10 protein-coding genes and 4 tRNA genes are annotated in these 15,162 nt (G+C 63.1%); 2 read left to right on the top strand and 12 right to left on the bottom strand.

The window, feature by feature from the left end:
- Positions 1–4: 4 nt before the first annotated feature.
- Entirely contained in the window at positions 5–1,276 is a 1,272-nt protein-coding gene (locus PMI15_RS15020) for an efflux RND transporter periplasmic adaptor subunit (RefSeq protein ID WP_007870599.1), read from the bottom strand.
- 173 nt (positions 1,277–1,449) lie between these two features.
- On the opposite strand from PMI15_RS15020, the gene PMI15_RS15015 reads away from it, so the two are divergent.
- Positions 1,450–2,136, top strand: a complete 687-nt coding sequence (locus PMI15_RS15015) for a TetR family transcriptional regulator (RefSeq protein WP_007870596.1) — start codon at positions 1,450–1,452, stop codon at positions 2,134–2,136.
- Here PMI15_RS15015 and PMI15_RS15010 read toward each other — a convergent pair.
- The 11 genes from PMI15_RS15010 to PMI15_RS14960 form a co-directional block, all read right to left on the bottom strand.
- On the bottom strand, positions 2,133–2,765 hold the full coding sequence (locus PMI15_RS15010; RefSeq protein WP_007870593.1) for a DUF6806 family protein: 633 nt from the start codon (positions 2,763–2,765) through the stop codon (positions 2,133–2,135). The genes PMI15_RS15015 and PMI15_RS15010 overlap by 4 nt on opposite strands.
- Before the next feature lie 63 nt (positions 2,766–2,828).
- Positions 2,829–2,921 (bottom strand) — tRNA-Leu (locus PMI15_RS15005).
- A 104-nt stretch (positions 2,922–3,025) separates the two neighbouring features.
- Positions 3,026–3,099: transfer RNA gene (locus PMI15_RS15000), tRNA-Cys, on the bottom strand.
- A 99-nt stretch (positions 3,100–3,198) separates the two neighbouring features.
- Positions 3,199–3,274: transfer RNA gene (locus PMI15_RS14995), tRNA-Gly, on the bottom strand.
- A 70-nt stretch (positions 3,275–3,344) separates the two neighbouring features.
- A complete protein-coding gene (gene lon, locus PMI15_RS14990; RefSeq protein WP_007870590.1) occupies positions 3,345–5,774 on the bottom strand; it encodes an endopeptidase La in 2,430 nt (809 codons plus the stop codon).
- A gap of 115 nt (positions 5,775–5,889) precedes the next feature.
- Positions 5,890–7,155: an ATP-dependent Clp protease ATP-binding subunit ClpX gene (gene clpX / locus PMI15_RS14985; RefSeq protein WP_007870588.1), complete on the bottom strand. Its 1,266-nt coding sequence runs from the start codon at positions 7,153–7,155 to the stop codon at positions 5,890–5,892.
- Between the two features lie 150 nt (positions 7,156–7,305).
- Positions 7,306–7,962 (bottom strand): ATP-dependent Clp endopeptidase proteolytic subunit ClpP, encoded by a 657-nt coding sequence (gene clpP / locus PMI15_RS14980; protein ID WP_007870586.1) that lies wholly within the window; start codon positions 7,960–7,962, stop codon positions 7,306–7,308.
- Between the two features lie 167 nt (positions 7,963–8,129).
- Entirely contained in the window at positions 8,130–9,440 is a 1,311-nt protein-coding gene (gene tig, locus PMI15_RS14975) for a trigger factor (RefSeq protein ID WP_007870582.1), read from the bottom strand.
- Between the two features lie 114 nt (positions 9,441–9,554).
- Positions 9,555–9,641: transfer RNA gene (locus tag PMI15_RS14970), tRNA-Leu, on the bottom strand.
- A gap of 117 nt (positions 9,642–9,758) precedes the next feature.
- A complete protein-coding gene (locus tag PMI15_RS14965) occupies positions 9,759–13,007 on the bottom strand; it encodes an efflux RND transporter permease subunit (RefSeq protein WP_007870578.1) in 3,249 nt (1,082 codons plus the stop codon).
- A 7-nt stretch (positions 13,008–13,014) separates the two neighbouring features.
- The gene (locus tag PMI15_RS14960) at positions 13,015–14,175 is read right to left on the bottom strand and encodes an efflux RND transporter periplasmic adaptor subunit (protein ID WP_007870575.1); all 1,161 of its coding nucleotides are present in this window, start codon (positions 14,173–14,175) and stop codon (positions 13,015–13,017) included.
- Between the two features lie 123 nt (positions 14,176–14,298).
- Here PMI15_RS14960 and hpnC point away from each other — a divergent pair, with 123 nt between their 5' ends.
- Positions 14,299–15,162 carry a squalene synthase HpnC gene (gene hpnC, locus PMI15_RS14955; protein WP_007870572.1) on the top strand — a complete coding sequence of 288 codons (864 nt, stop codon included), beginning with the start codon at positions 14,299–14,301 and terminating at the stop codon, positions 15,160–15,162.

The raw sequence follows: 15,162 nt of genomic DNA, 5'->3' as shown, positions 1-15,162 counted from the left end.
CTCCTTACTTCGCTGCGGCGGAAGCGGCGGGTGTCGCTGCGGATGCTGCCGAAGCCGGCGCCCCCGGAGCGGATGCCGCGCCGGCGGCGGGCTTGGCGCCGGGCGCCTGCCACGGCACGGGCTTGACCGTGGCGCCGGGCTGCAGTTTCTGGAAGCCGTCGACCATGACCTGCTCGCCGGTCTTCAGGCCGTCGAGCACCACCCACTGGTTGCCCTGGGCCGAACCGATCTTGATGGGTCGCGGGCTGACCTTGCCGTCGGCCCCCACCACCATGACCGTGTCGCCCTGCGCGGTGCGGGTGACGGCCTGCTGCGGCAAGGTGATGGCATTGCTGACCTGCGCCTGCTCCAGGCGCACGCGCACGTAAAGGCCCGGCAGCAGCTGGCCGCCGGGATTGGGGACTTCGGCGCGCAAGGTCACCTGCCCGGTGGTGGCGTCCACCGTCAGGTCGGAAAACAGCAGGCGGCCGGGGCGCGCGTATTCGCTGCCGTCTTCGAGCACGATGCGCACGCTGGCGGCTTCAGCGCCGCTGGCGCGCTTGAACTGGCCGCTGTCCATCGCGGCACGCAGCTTCATGATCTCGGGCGCCGACTGCGTGAAATTGACGTACATGGGGTTGATCTGCTGGATCACCGCGAGCTGCGTGGCCTCACCCTGCCCGACCAGCGCGCCTTCGGTGACCAGCGCGCGGCCTATGCGGCCCGAAATGGGCGCCGTCACCGAGGCATAGCCCAAGTTGATGCTGGCGGTCTGAACGCTGGCTTTGCCCACGGCCACATCGGCCTCGGCCTGCTTCTGCGCGGCCACGGCGTTGGCGTATTCCTGTTTGCTGATGGCATTGGCTTCCACCAGCGGCTTGTAGCGCTCGGCCAGCGCGGTCGCCTGCGCCAGGTTGGCTTCGGCGCGGGCCTGGCTGGCCTTGGCGCTGGCGGCCGCGGCCGCGTAAGGCGCGGGATCGATGCTGAACAGCTGCTGGCCTGCCTTGACATCGCTGCCTTCGCGGAACAGCCGCTTTTGCAGGATGCCGGCGGCGCGCGCCCTGACTTCGGCCACGCGCGAAGCCTCCAGGCGGCCGGGCAGTTCGGTAATCAGGCCGACATCGCCCTGGGTCACGGTGACAACACCGACTTCCGCGGGCGGCGGCGCCCCGCCGGGAGCGCCTGCGCCTTTGCCGCATCCAGCCAGAAGCAGGGCCAATGCGGCCGCGACGGCAAGGGGCTGGTATTTCAGAAATGGGGGGAGTACAAACGAATGGGCAACGCGAGACTTGGGCATGCTATTCCTCGAATTTTTGGGAAAAAAGCGCAAAGCAAGGGCGTAGTCGGCAATGGAGGCACAGCCTGTTGTTCGCCGAAAACGAAAAGAATAAGGGTTTTTGCGAGTGTTATAGTTTACATACATTTGTGAATGTATAACAAAAATCCAGAACTTTACATTGGAGGCAGTCGATGGCCCGTCGAACAAAAGAAGAGGCTCTGGCCACTCGCCACAAGCTGCTGGACGCGGCTGAGCACCTGTTCCAGGCGCAGGGGGTGTCGCGCACCAGCCTGCAGGACATCGCCAGGCGCGCCGGCGCTACCCGCGGCGCGGTCTACTGGCACTTCAAGGACAAGGCGGACCTGTTCAACGCAATGATGGAGCGGGTCACGCTGCCCATGGAAGAGTCCTTCCACCATGAGAACGAGCAACAGCAAGCCCCGGACGGCGAGACCGGCCTCAATGCCATAGACCGGATACGGCTGTCCACCGTCAATGCTTTACGGCAAATCGTGACCGATATGCAGACCCGCCGGGTATTCGAAGTCGCGACCCAGAAAGTCGAATATGTGGAGGAACTGCAGGCCGTCCGGCTGCGCCACCTCACGGTGCGCAGCGGCTTTTTGGAACGCATCGAGCAAAGCCTGGAAACCGCCGCTGGCCAGATAAACCTTGCCTTGCCGGTGCCGGCATCGGTGGGCGCACAGGGCCTGCATGCGCTGATCGACGGGCTGATCCAGAACTGGCTGCTGGACCCGCAGGCTTTTGACCTGCTGGAGGTCGGCCAGTGCGCGATCGACGTTTATTTGCGCGGCCTGGGATTTCCCGGCGAAACGCAGGACGCCACGGCCCCCTACGGCATTCCCGCGCCCGTCTAGTGCAAATGCCGGGGCTTGCGCCCACCACCGTGGCCTGAGCCGCCCTGCGGCCCGCCCAGCCCCCGTGGCGGCTTGCCGAGCTGCATGGAGTTGACGAGAGCGTCAAAACGCTGCTCGAACAATCTGTCGACCGCCGCGACGACTTCGCCGAGTTCGGAGCCGTCGAAGTGACGCTCCATCAGGCCAATCATGTCCTGCACCAGCAAGTCGCGCTGCACCTGCATGATGGCGGCCGGTGTCGGGCCGACGAAGTACATCGCGAAGTCGTCACGCGCCTCTTCGTCCTCGTCGCCCTCCTCCTCATCGAAGTCGGAGTCGTAGAAGGTCACCTCGATGGGCGCTCCCGCCTCGGCGAGGTCGTTCAGGCCCATGCACATTTCATCGAGGGCCTGGCGGAAATCCTCGTCGCCCGGCACGGTCCAGCACATCTGCAGCAGGTGCTTGTGGACGTCGAAGCGAATGCCCGGTTCTTCCTCATAGGCGCTCGCGGCGGCGGCCGCCAGGGATTTGGAGCCCGTGTACTTCCACAGCGGCTTCAGGGCCTCCTGCAGCTGCTCAAAGGTAACTTCCACACGCAAAGGCACTTCACCGTGCACGTGGATCTCAAAAGGTGTGTTGTAACGGGACATGATGGAATTTATCTTACCCAGTTTTCGAAGGCGTGCCCGGGGCATGGGTGAGCCGCTGTGCTGTGGTGCCTGAGACCGGAATCGAACCGGTACGCCCGCTATTCACGAAGCGGCGGATTTTAAGTCCGCTGTGTCTACCTATTTCACCACTCAGGCTCAAACGCTTTATTTCCAGGGCTCCGCGCAAACATCCGGTTCGGCATCGCCAGCCTATTGTCAAACAAAAAAGCCCCATGACTGGGGCTGATTGCAGGGTTTGATGGAGGCGCGGCCCGGAGTCGAACCGGGCTAGCCGGATTTGCAATCCGGTACATAACCGCTTTGTTACCGCGCCGTATTCTGTCTGCCACCGGCTTTGGCCTGAATGGCCTTGCCGACTATTCGTGAAACCCCAATGAAAAAGGACAGCATTTTGAAGTGCTGCCCTTTGAATTGGAGCGGGAGAAGAGTCTCGAACTCTCGACCTCAACCTTGGCAAGGTTGCGCTCTACCAACTGAGCTACTCCCGCGATAACAGCCTCAAATTATAGCGTAGTTTTTCGGCTTTTCCAAACTGTCCGAAAAAACTTTGCGAAAGATTCAATGTTTGACTGTACCCGCGGCTTCCGCCGGCACAGCGGTAGCGGCCTGCGCGGCCACGGCGGCTTCTTCATCCGTCAGGGGAACAGGCTGGCGCTCAAGCGCGACCTGCAGCACCTGGTCTATCCATTTCACCGGCACGATCTCCAGGCCGCTTTTGACGTTGTCGGGAATCTCCTGCAGGTCCTTGGCATTCTCTTCGGGGATCAACACGGTCTTGATGCCGCCGCGCAAGGCCGCCAGCAGTTTTTCCTTCAGGCCGCCGATCGCGGTGACTTCACCGCGCAGCGTGATCTCACCCGTCATGGCCACATCGCCGCGCACCGGGATGCCGGTCAACGCGGACACGAAAGCCGTCGTCATCGCGGCGCCGGCGCTCGGTCCGTCCTTGGGCGTCGCGCCGTCGGGCACGTGGATGTGGATGTCACGTTTTTCGAACATCTCGTCCTTGATGCCCAGCACCTTGGCGCGGCTGCGCACCACCGTGCGCGCGGCTTCGACGGATTCCTTCATGACGTCGCCGAGCGAACCGGTGCGCGTGATCACGCCCTTGCCGGGCATAATGGCGGCTTCGATGGTCAGCAGGTCGCCGCCGACTTCGGTCCATGCCAGGCCCACGACCTGCCCGACCTGGTTCTGCTGCTCGGCGCGGCCGTAGTTGTATTTGCGCACGCCCAGGAACTCATTGAGATTGTCCGGCGTGACAATGACCTTGGGCTCCATCTTCTTGAGTTGTATGCCCTTGATGACCTTTCGGCAGATCTTGGAGAGTTCGCGCTCCAGCGAGCGCACGCCGGCTTCACGCGTGTAGTAGCGCACGATGTCGCGCACAGCCTGCTCCTGCACCTCAAGCTCGCCTTCCTTCACGCCGTTGTTCTTGACCTGCTTGGGCAGCAGGTAGCGCATGGCGATGCTGGTTTTTTCGTCCTCGGTGTAGCCGGACAAACGGATGACTTCCATGCGGTCCAGCAGGGCCGGCGGAATGTTCATCGAGTTCGAGGTGGCCACGAACATCACGTCGCTAAGGTCGAAGTCAACCTCGACGTAGTGGTCGCCGAAGGTATGGTTCTGCTCCGGGTCCAGCACCTCCAGCAAGGCGCTGGAAGGGTCGCCGCGGAAGTCGGTGCCCAGCTTGTCGATCTCATCGAGCAGGAACAGCGGGTTGCGCGTGCCGGCCTTGGTCAGGCTTTGCAGGACCTTGCCCGGCAAGGCGCCGATGTAGGTACGGCGATGGCCGCGGATTTCCGCCTCGTCGCGCATACCACCCAGCGCCATGCGCACATACTTGCGGCCCGTCGCCTTGGCGATGGACTGGCCCAGCGAGGTCTTGCCCACGCCGGGAGGCCCGACCAGGCACAGGATGGGCGCCTTGAGCTTGTCGACGCGCTGCTGCACCGCGAGGTACTCGACGATGCGGTCCTTGACCTTCTCGAGCCCATAGTGGTCTTCATTGAGCACGTTCTCGGCATTGCCCAGGTCGTGCTTGATCTTGGTCTTCTTGCTCCAGGGCAGGCCTGTCAGCACGTCGATGTAGGTGCGCACCACGGTCGCCTCGGCGGACATGGGCGACATGAGCTTGAGCTTCTTGAGTTCGCTCTCGGCTTTTTTACGGGCTTCCTGCGGCATCTTGGCCGACTTGATCTTTTTCTCGATCTCTTCGATATCGGCGCCCTCTTCGCCTTCGCCCAGTTCCTTCTGGATGGCCTTGACCTGCTCGTTGAGGTAGAAGTCGCGCTGGTTCTTTTCCATCTGGCGCTTCACACGGCCGCGGATTTTCTTGTCGACGTTGAGGATGTCGACTTCGCGCTCGAGCTGCTCGTAGAGATTCTCGAGCCGCGCCTTCACGTTGGCCAGGTCCAGGATGACCTGCTTCGCGTCGAGTTTGAGCGGCAGGTGCGCGGCAATCGTGTCGGCCAGGCGGCCGGCATCGTCGATGCTCGAGATCGAGGTGAGGATCTCGGGCGGAATTTTTTTATTCAGTTTGACGTAGTGGTCGAACTGCTGCATCACGGCCCGGCGCAAAGCCTCGATTTCGCTGGTCTTGTCGCCGGCAATCACGGCCACGGTTTCGACGGGAGTCACGTTGGCCGAGAAATGCTGCTCGCCTTCTTCAATCTTGTTGACGCTGGCGCGCTGCTGGCCTTCAACCAGCACCTTCACGGTGCCGTCGGGCAGCTTGAGCAGTTGCAGGATGGTGGCCACGCAGCCGACTTCGAACATGTCCTCGACCGAGGGTTCATCCTTGGCCGCGGCTTTTTGCGCCACCAGCATGATGCGGCGCTCGGCCTCCATGGCCGATTCCAGCGCCTTGATGCTCTTGGGGCGACCCACGAAGAGCGGAATCACCATGTGCGGGAAAACCACCACATCCCGCAAGGGCAGGAGGGGGAGGTCTATGGGGGTGGAAGGCAGTGAAGTTTGTCCGGACATATAAACCTTAAACGTTGGCCGTGGCAGCCAGTTGCATGGCCCGGCGAAACACAATCAACCCAGACATGGGGCGCGGGGAGCGCTTTTCAAGCATTCCGGCCAGCCTTTATGGTGCTCAGGCTTTCTTGGCCGCTTCGCGGTACACCAACAAGGGAGCCTTGTTTTCCTCGATTGTGGACTCGTCCACAACAACCTTGTCCACATTGCTGGCATTGGGCAGGTCGAACATGGTGTCTATCAGCGACTGCTCCAGGATGGACCGCAAGCCGCGCGCGCCGGTCTTGCGGGCCAGGGCCTTGCGGGCGATGGCCTTGAGCGCGGAGGGGCGAATCTCAAGGTCCACGCCTTCCATGGCCAGCAGCTTGCTGAACTGCTTGACGACGGCGTTTTTCGGCTCGGTCAGGATCTGTACCAGGGCGTCTTCGCTGAGCTCGGCCAGCGTGGCGACCACGGGCATACGGCCGACCAGTTCGGGGATCAGGCCGAACTTGATCAGGTCTTCCGGTTCGACTTCCTTGAAGGCTTCGGTCAAGGTACGGGATTTCTTGCTTTTGACGGTCGCGCCAAAACCCATGCCCGAGGCTTCCGTGCGGTTCTCGATGACTTTTTCGAGGCCGGCGAAGGCGCCGCCGCAGATGAACAGGATGTTGGTGGTGTCCACCTGCAGGAAATCCTGGTTCGGGTGCTTGCGGCCGCCCTGCGGCGGCACCGAGGCCATGGTGCCTTCGATCAGCTTGAGCAGCGCCTGCTGCACGCCCTCGCCCGACACGTCGCGCGTGATGGAAGGGTTGTCGGACTTGCGCGAGATCTTGTCGATCTCGTCGATGTAAACGATGCCCTGCTGGGCGCGCTCGACTTCATAGTTGCAGCTCTGCAGCAGTTTCTGGATGATGTTTTCGACGTCCTCACCCACATAACCGGCCTCGGTCAGCGTGGTGGCATCGGCCATCACGAAGGGCACATTGAGGGTGCGCGCCAGTGTCTGGGCCAGCAAAGTCTTGCCCGAGCCGGTGGGGCCAATCAGCAGGATATTGCTCTTGGTCAGTTCCACGTCGTCTTTTTTGGCTTTTTCCTTGTGGCGCAGGCGCTTGTAGTGGTTGTAGACGGCCACGGCCAACGTGCGCTTGGCCGGCTCCTGGCCGATCACGTAGCCGTCCAGTGTTCCCTTGATTTCCAGGGGAGTGGGCAAATCCGTGCGGGTTTCGCGGACATCGTCGCCGGCGGGAAGTTCGTCGCGAATGATCTCGTTGCAGAGATCGATGCATTCGTCGCAGATGAATACCGAGGGGCCAGCGATCAGTTTTTTGACTTCGTGCTGACTTTTACCGCAAAAAGAGCAGTGCAAAGTCTTTTCGCTGGAGGAGCCTTTTTTCTCGGCCATTGTGGGGATGCCTTTTAAGGAGCCTGAAGGGAACTGTTACCTAATGATAACCAATAAAAAAACGGCGTTTCTGTTACAGAAAACGCCGTTGTTGCAGAGCAACTTGAGGGGGTTCTGGGCCGACTGGCCGGTTTTACCGCCCTGGGACGCTTAAGGCCGCTTGGCGATCACCTGGTCGACCAGGCCGTATTCCTTGGCGTCTTCCGCGAACATGAAGTAGTCACGCTCGGTGTCGCGCTCGATCTTCTCGATCGGCTGGCCGGTATTGGCCGCCAGGATGCGGTTGAGCTGGTCGCGCGTCTTGAGGATGTCGCGGGCATGGATTTCGATGTCCGTCGCCTGGCCCTGGGCACCGCCCGAGGGCTGGTGGATCATCACGCGCGAGTTCGGCAGCGAGAAGCGTTTGCCCTTGGCGCCGGCCGACAGCAGGAAAGCGCCCATGCTGGCCGCCATGCCCACGCAGAGCGTGGAGACGTCGGGCTTGATGAACTGCATGGTGTCGTAAATCGCCATGCCGGCGGTGACGGAGCCGCCCGGCGAGTTGATGTAGAAGGAAATATCCTTGTCCGGGTTTTCGCTTTCCAGGAACAGGAGCTGGGCCACCACCAGGTTGGCCGTCTGGTCGTTGACCGGGCCCACCAGAAAGATCACGCGCTCCTTGAGCAGGCGCGAGTAAATGTCGTAGGAGCGCTCGCCGCGGCCGGATTGCTCGATGACCATGGGCACCATGCCCAGGGCTTGCGCATCCAGGGCGCCGGCTTGCGGGCCGGTATGGACGCCGCCGTAAATACTGTTTCGGACCATCATGTTTTCTCCAGAGATGTTTGTACTGTACCCAAAAATTCCACCAGGGAATTTCGGCGAAGGCTGGCGGCGCACTCGCGGGCTGCCGATGCCATAGCCCAAAGAAATTGGGGCCTGCGCCGCAAAGCACAAGCCCCAATGCCAGGAAAGTCAGGAAAGGCGCTGAAGAATCAGTTCTGGCCCATCAGGTCGTCGAAGGAAATGGCTTTTTCGGTGACCTTGGCCTTGCCCAGCACGAAGTCGGTGACGTTGTTTTCGATTACAACCGCCTCGACTTCCGCCATGCGGCGGTTGTCGCTCAGGTACCAGCGCACCACGTCCTGCGGTTTTTCGTAGCTGGCGGCCAGCTCTTCGATGTGGGCCTTGAGCTGCTCGGGCTTGGCCTGCAGCTCGTTGGTGCGCACCAGTTCAGCAACCACCAGGCCCAGGCGCACGCGCTTTTCGGCTTGCGGGCGGAAGATTTCTTCGGGAATCGGCGCCTTGTCGGCGTCCTTGATGCCGCGCTGCTTGAGGTCGGCGCGGGCGCCTTCGACCATGCGGTCCAGTTCAGCCTGCACGCTGGACTTGGGCAGGTCGAGTTCGGCATTGGCGACCAGCGCGTCCATCACGGCGTTCTTGTTGCGGGCCAGCAGGCGGAACTTGACTTCGCGCTCGAGGTTTTTCTTGATGTCGGCGCGCAGGCCTTCAACCGTCGCATCGGCAATGCCCAGGGACTTGGCCAGCGCTTCATTGACTTCAGGCAGGTGCGCGGCTTCGATCTTCTTGACCGTCACGAGGAAGTCGGCCTGTTTGCCGGCCACGTCCTTGCCGTGGTAGTCGGCCGGGAAGTTCAGCGGGAAGGTCTTGCTTTCGCCGGTCTTCATGCCGCGCACGGCGTCTTCGAACTCCTTGAGCATCTGGCCGTCGCCGATCAGGAACTGGTAGTCCTCGGCCTTGCCGCCGGCGAAAGGTTCGCCGTCGATCTTGCCTTCAAAGTCGATGGTGGCGCGGTCGCCGTCCTGCGCGGGCGCGTCGGCGGCGCGCTGGGCAAAGGTGCGGCGCTGCTTGCGCAGGATGTCCAGGGTCTTGTCGATGGCCGCGTCGCTGACTTCGGCGCTGACTTTTTCGACCTGGGCACCCGACAAGTCGGCGATCTTGACTTCGGGATAGACCTCGAAGACCGCGTCGAATGCGAGTTCGCCTTCTGGAGCGCCCTCTTTTTCGCTGATGCGGGGCTGGCCGGCAACGCGCAGCTTGGCTTCGTTGGCGGCCACGGCGAAGGCTTCACCGACCTTGTCGTTCATGACCTCGTAGTGCACCGAATAGCCGTAGCGCTGGGCCACGACATTCATGGGGACCTTGCCGGGACGGAAACCGTCCATCTTGACCGTGCGGGCCAGGCGCTTGAGGCGGGTGTCAACTTCCGACTGGATGGTGTTGACGGGCAGCGTGAGCGTCATCTTGCGCTCGAGCTTTTCAAGGGTTTCAACAGTCACGGCCATGATGGTCTTCCTAAGATCAAAAAATAGTCAAAACAGGTTTTCACCTGGCATGTCGCGGATTTCCGCAACGCCTGAATGCATGGACGCAAGAACTGCCGTCCGCAAGCCTCAGGGTGGTGCGCGGGGGGGGACTCGAACCCCCACACCATTGCTGGCGTCAGGACCTAAACCTGGTGCGTCTACCAATTTCGCCACCCGCGCGCCGGAAATAAAAACGGGAATCCGAAAAACCTCCGAATCCCCGCTTGAAATCGGTCAACTCTCTATTTTAGCCGTATCGCGCCCGGTTTTTGCGTCCGGGCGGGCGGCCGCAAAGAATCAGGCCGGCAATGGCTTTTCGGCCGTGGGCGGCCCGGCTTGCAGCCTGTCTTCGCGTTTGACCCGGAACCAGGCAGCGTACATCGCCGGCAAAGCCAGCAAAGTCAGCACCGTCGCCACAATCAGGCCGCCCATAATGGCGACCGCCATCGGCCCCCAGAACACGCTGCGCGACAGCGGGATCATGGCCAGCACGGCGGCGGCGGCCGTCAGCACGATGGGCCGCAGCCGGCGCACGGCCGCCTCGACGATTGCATTCCAGGTCGGCACGCCGCGGGCGCGGTCCTGTTCGATCTGGTCGATCAGGATCACCGAGTTGCGGATGATCATGCCGAACAGCGCGATCACGCCCAGCAGCGCGACGAAACCGAAAGGCCGGTTCAGCGCCAGCAGCGCCCCTGCCACGCCCGCGATGCCCATGAAGCCCGTCACAAAGGCCAGCATCGACCGGCTGAAGCTGTGCAGTTGCAGCATCAGCAGGGTGAGTACGATAAACAGCGCGACCGGCAGGCCGGCAACAATCGAGGACGAGCCCTTGCTGCTTTCCTCCACCGCGCCGGCCACCTGGATGCGGTAACCCATCATGCCTTTTTCCAGCCATTTCGCTTCCAGCGCCTTGAGCTTGGGCATCAGTTCCTGCGTGACCGTGGCACCCTGCATGCCTTCGACGATGTCGCTCTGCACCGTGATGGCGTAGTCGCGGTTCTCGCGCCACATCACGCCCGGCTCCCAGGTGAACACCGGCTTGGCGATCTGCGTGAGTGGAATCGATTTGCCCGATGCCGTGGGCAGGTAGGCGTTGCCGATGTCGGTGATCGCGTTGCGTTCATCCAGCGGCTGGCGCAGCACGATATCGATCAGCTTGTCGCCTTCGCGGAATTGGCCCACGGGCGTGCCGGCCAGGATGGTGCGCGAGGCCTGGGCGATCGACTGGCTGGTCACGCCCAGCGCGCGCGCCTTGGCCTGGTCCACCTCGAGGCGCAGCACTTTCACCGATTCGTTCCAGTTATCGTTCACGCCGCGCGTGTTGCCGCTTTCACGCATCACCGCCTTGACCTCGTCGGCGCGCTCGCGCAGCACCAGCGGGTCTATACCCACCACGCGGAACTGCACCGGGTAAGGCACGGGTGGGCCGTTGGGCAGCAGCTTGACGCGGCCGCGCACCTCGGGGAATTCGGTGGCCAGCAGGGCGGGCAGCTTGATACGCAGCGACTCGCGCACCTTCAGGTCCTTGGGCAGCACGATCATCTGCGAGACGTTGGTCTGCGGAAAGACCTGGTCCAGCGGTAGGTAAAAGCGCGGCACGCCCGAGCCCACCCAGGTGCTGACCGAGCTCACCCCCTCCTCCCGCATCAGGCGCTGCTCCACGCGTTTGGCAGTGGCCTCGTTGGCGGCAAACGAAGTGCCTTCGGGGAACCAGATGTCGACCATGATCTCGGGCCGGCTGGAGTCGGGGAAGAACTGCTGCTGCACCTTGCCCATGCCCACGATGCCCAGCACGAAGATCAGCACGGTGGCGCCTATGGTGAGCCAGCGGTGCTCCACGCACCAGTCCACCGTTTTTCGGAAGTTGCTGTAAAACGGGCTGTCGAACATCTCGTGCGGGCTGTCCTTGCCGGCAGCCACTTCCTGCACGTGCGGCGGCACCTTGAGCAGCAGCGTGCCCAGATAGGGCACGAAGTACACCGAGACGATCCAGCTGAGCACCAGAGCGATCACCGTCACCGCGAAAATCGCGAAGGTGTATTCACCGGTGGTGGACTTGGCCAGGCCTATGGGCAGAAAACCCGTGGCAGTGATCAGCGTGCCCGTCAGCATGGGCATGGCGGTGATTTCATAGGCGAAGGTGGCGGCGCGCACCTTGTCGTAGCCCTCCTCCATCTTGCGCACCATCATCTCGACGGCAATGATGGCGTCGTCCACCAGCAGGCCCAGCGCGATGATCAGCGAGCCCAGCGAAATCTTGTGCAGGCCTATGCCGTAGTACCACATGGCCAGGAAGGTCAGGCTCAGCACCAGCGGGATGGTGATGCCCACCACCAGGCCGGGCCGCATGTCGATGTAGTAGCGCTTCCAGAGCGGCAAGGGGCCCGATCCGTTGTCCGGGCGTTTGTGAAAGCCCAGGCTGATGAAGCTGACCGCCAGCACGATCACCACCGCCTCGATCAGCACGCGCACGAACTCGTTCACCGAAGTGGACACCGCCTTGGGCTGGTTCTGCACGTTCACCAGCTTGATGCCGGCCGGCAGGGTCTTGTCGATGCGCTCCGACAGCGCCGTGAGCGACTTGCCCAGCGCGATGATGTCGCCGCCCTTGGCCATGGAGACGCCCAGCGCGATCACTTCCTTGCCCTGGTGGTGCACCTTCACGGAAGGCGGGTCCACATAACCGCGTTTGATCTCGGCGATGTCGCCCAGCTGCAGCTGGCCGCCCGAGCTGCCGCGTATCGGCATGGCGCGCAGCTGCTCTATCACTTCGAACTGGCCCGCCACGCGCACCTGCACCACGTCCAGCGGCGTCTGCACGGCGCCGGCCGCCTCAATGGCGTTTTGCTGGCCGAGCTGGGCCAGCACCTGGTTCAAGTCCAGCCCCAGCTGCGCCAGGCGTTTTTGCGAGATCTCGATGAAGACTTTTTCGTCCTGCACGCCGAAGAGTTCGACCTTGCTCACGTCGGGCACGCGCAGCAGTTGCTGGCGCACGTCGTCGGCAAAGGTCTTGAGCTCGGCGTAGTTGAAACCGTCGGATTCGAGGGCGTAGATCACGCCATAGACATCGCCGAACTCGTCATTGAAGAACGGCCCCTGGATGCCGCCCGGCAGGGTGCCGCGCATGTCGCCGATTTTCTTGCGCACCGAATACCAGACGTTGGCGACCTCGCTGGGCTTGGAAGAGTCCTTGATCTGGAAAATGATCTGCGACTCGCCCGGCTTGGAATAGCTGCGGATGCGGTCGGCATACGGCGCCTCCTGCAGCGTACGCTCCAGCTTGTCGGTGACCTGCTCGGCCACCTGCTGCGCCGTGGCGCCGGGCCAGTAGGTGCGCACCACCATGGCGCGGAAGGTGAATGGCGGATCCTCGTCCTGACCGAGCTGGAAATAGGACGCGAAGCCCAGGATCATCAGCACCAGCAACAGGTAGCGCGTGAGCGCCGGATGGTCCAGCGCCCATTTGGAGAGATTGAAGCGGGTCGAGGGCGAGGCGAGTTCTCCGGCAGCGCCGTGGCCGTCGTCGTGATGGGCTTGCGTCATGGCCGCCTCACTTCGCGCCGGAGGCAGCGGATGCGGGTGCCGCGGCGGCAGCCATGGCATTCGGGCTGGCCTGCGCCGGCGTCGCGCCGGCCAGCGCCACGCTGGGCTGGTAGAAGGTCACTTTCTGGCCCGGCGACAGCACATGCACACCGGCGCTCACAACCAGCATGCCGGCCTGCAGTCCCGAGCCCACCACCACTTCGTTGCCATCGGCCGTGGCGACCTGGATGATTTGCGGCTTGACCGTCATGCTGGCTTTGTCGACCACCCACACGGCCGTGGCCTTGCCTTCCTGGCGCAGCGCCGTGGTCGGCAGCTTGATCACCGGCACGCCGACGGCGGTGCCCGATTCCGGCACCACATACACCGTAGCGCCCAGCGGCGGCGGCTCCTTGGCATCGATAGAAACCTTGACGGTGTAGGTGCGCGTGACCGGGTCGCTGCTGGCGGCGACTTCCCGAACCTTACCGGCCAGATCGGCGTTTTGCGACCAGACGCGTATCTTGACCGCTGAGCCGGCCTTGATGCCGGCCACCTTGTCTTCGGGCACCGAGAACACCACGTCGCGCACGCCGTCGGCCGCGATGCGCACCACCGGCGCGCCTGCCGCCACAACCTGGCCCGGCTCGGCCTCGATGGCGGTCACCACACCCGATACATCGGCCACCAGCGCCGCGTAATTGGCCTGGTTGCCCTGCACCGCGAACTGCGATTGCGCCTGCTCGAGCTGCGCCTGCGCCGCCTTGAGGGTGGTTTCGCGGCGTTCCAGTTCGGCGCCGCTGATGAAGTTCTGCTCCTTGAGCTCCTTGTAGCGCTTGAAGTCGGCGGCGGCCAGGTCGCGGTTGGTGGTGGCTGCGGCCACCTGGGCGCGGGCCGAATCGGCGGCCAGCCTGAAGTCCTGCGGGTCCAGCTGGGCCAGCACCTGCCCGGCCTTGACGCGCTGGCCGAGCTCGGCCTGGCGCTTGATGATCTTGCCGCCTACCCGAAAGCCCAGCCTCGACTCGACCTGGGCTTTGACTTCGCCCGCATATTCATGGCTGGACGAAAACGCATTGGCCCCCACAGTGAGCACCTTCACGGCGCGAACCGGCTCTTCGGGCGGGGCGGACTTGGAACAGGCGGCCAGCAGCACGGCAGCGCCCACCACGGAGAAAACGGTTTTATTCATGGTCGGATTGGTGTGAAAACTCGGACGGCATGCAGCCAGGCGAAAGCTTAGAAAACTCACTACTGACTGACCGGTTAGTAATCTAGGGTAAATGCCCAGGCTTGTCAAGCGACAATCGCCCGCATGACCCCAGGCCTCCAACAGCCCAGCGCCCCGGTTCCCCTTCAAGGGGTGTCGCACTATGAAAACTTCCCCGTGGCCTCGCTGCTGTGCCCGCCGCGGCTGCGCCCGCCCATCGCGGCGATTTACTGGTTTGCCCGCACGGCCGACGACATCGCCGATGAGGGCCAGGCCACGCCGCAGGCCCGCCTGGACGAGCTGGCCGCCTACCGCGCCGACCTGATGGCGACCGCGGCAGGTTTACCGCCCTCCCCGCGCTGGGCGCCGGTCTTCGAGCGGCTGCGGCCCCAGATGGCGCGGTTCGAACTGCCCGTCAAGCTACTGGCCGACCTGCTGAGCGCCTTCGAACAGGACGCGGTCAAGCAACGTTATGCCGACGAAACCGAACTGCTGGACTACTGCAATCGCTCAGCCAATCCCGTGGGCCGGCTGCTGCTGCACCTCTACGGCATCCAGGACGCGGCTTCGCTGCAAATGAGCGACGACATCTGCAGCGCCCTGCAACTGATCAACTTCTGGCAAGACCTGGGCGTGGACATCCCTCGCGGGCGCATCTACCTGCCGGCTGATGCCTGGGTCCGCCACGGCGTCGATGAAGCGCAGTTGCTGGCGCTGCAAGCCAACCCGGCCACCCTCGCGCTGATAGCGGCCCATGTGCATGCCGCACGGGCCATGATGCTCAGGGGTGCACCTCTATGCAAAAAGATACCCGGGCGCGGAGGCTGGGAGCTGCGCCTGGTGGTGCAAGGCGGCCTGCGCATCCTGGACAAGATAGAAGCGCAAGGCTTTAACACCTTGCAGCGGCGCCCAAAACTCAAGCCCTGGGACTTGTTGCTGATGGGCTGGCGCGCCTTGTTGATGCGCTGA

This window comes from Polaromonas sp. CF318, from assembly GCF_000282655.1.
Lineage (GTDB): Bacteria > Pseudomonadota > Gammaproteobacteria > Burkholderiales > Burkholderiaceae_C > Polaromonas.
This window is presented reverse-complemented; position numbering and strand designations above follow the sequence as displayed.

Excerpts from the sequence above, each read along its gene's own strand:
- PMI15_RS15020 (WP_007870599.1), bottom strand. The coding sequence starts at position 1,276 with ATGCCCAAGTCTCGCGTTGCCCATTCGTTTGTACTCCCCCCATTTCTG.
- PMI15_RS15015 (WP_007870596.1), top strand. The coding sequence starts at position 1,450 with ATGGCCCGTCGAACAAAAGAAGAGGCTCTGGCCACTCGCCACAAGCTG.
- PMI15_RS15010 (WP_007870593.1), bottom strand. The coding sequence starts at position 2,765 with ATGTCCCGTTACAACACACCTTTTGAGATCCACGTGCACGGTGAAGTG.
- lon (WP_007870590.1), bottom strand. The coding sequence starts at position 5,774 with ATGTCCGGACAAACTTCACTGCCTTCCACCCCCATAGACCTCCCCCTC.
- clpX (WP_007870588.1), bottom strand. The coding sequence starts at position 7,155 with ATGGCCGAGAAAAAAGGCTCCTCCAGCGAAAAGACTTTGCACTGCTCT.
- clpP (WP_007870586.1), bottom strand. The coding sequence starts at position 7,962 with ATGATGGTCCGAAACAGTATTTACGGCGGCGTCCATACCGGCCCGCAA.
- tig (WP_007870582.1), bottom strand. The coding sequence starts at position 9,440 with ATGGCCGTGACTGTTGAAACCCTTGAAAAGCTCGAGCGCAAGATGACG.
- PMI15_RS14965 (WP_007870578.1), bottom strand. The coding sequence starts at position 13,007 with ATGACGCAAGCCCATCACGACGACGGCCACGGCGCTGCCGGAGAACTC.
- PMI15_RS14960 (WP_007870575.1), bottom strand. The coding sequence starts at position 14,175 with ATGAATAAAACCGTTTTCTCCGTGGTGGGCGCTGCCGTGCTGCTGGCC.
- hpnC (WP_007870572.1), top strand. The coding sequence starts at position 14,299 with ATGACCCCAGGCCTCCAACAGCCCAGCGCCCCGGTTCCCCTTCAAGGG.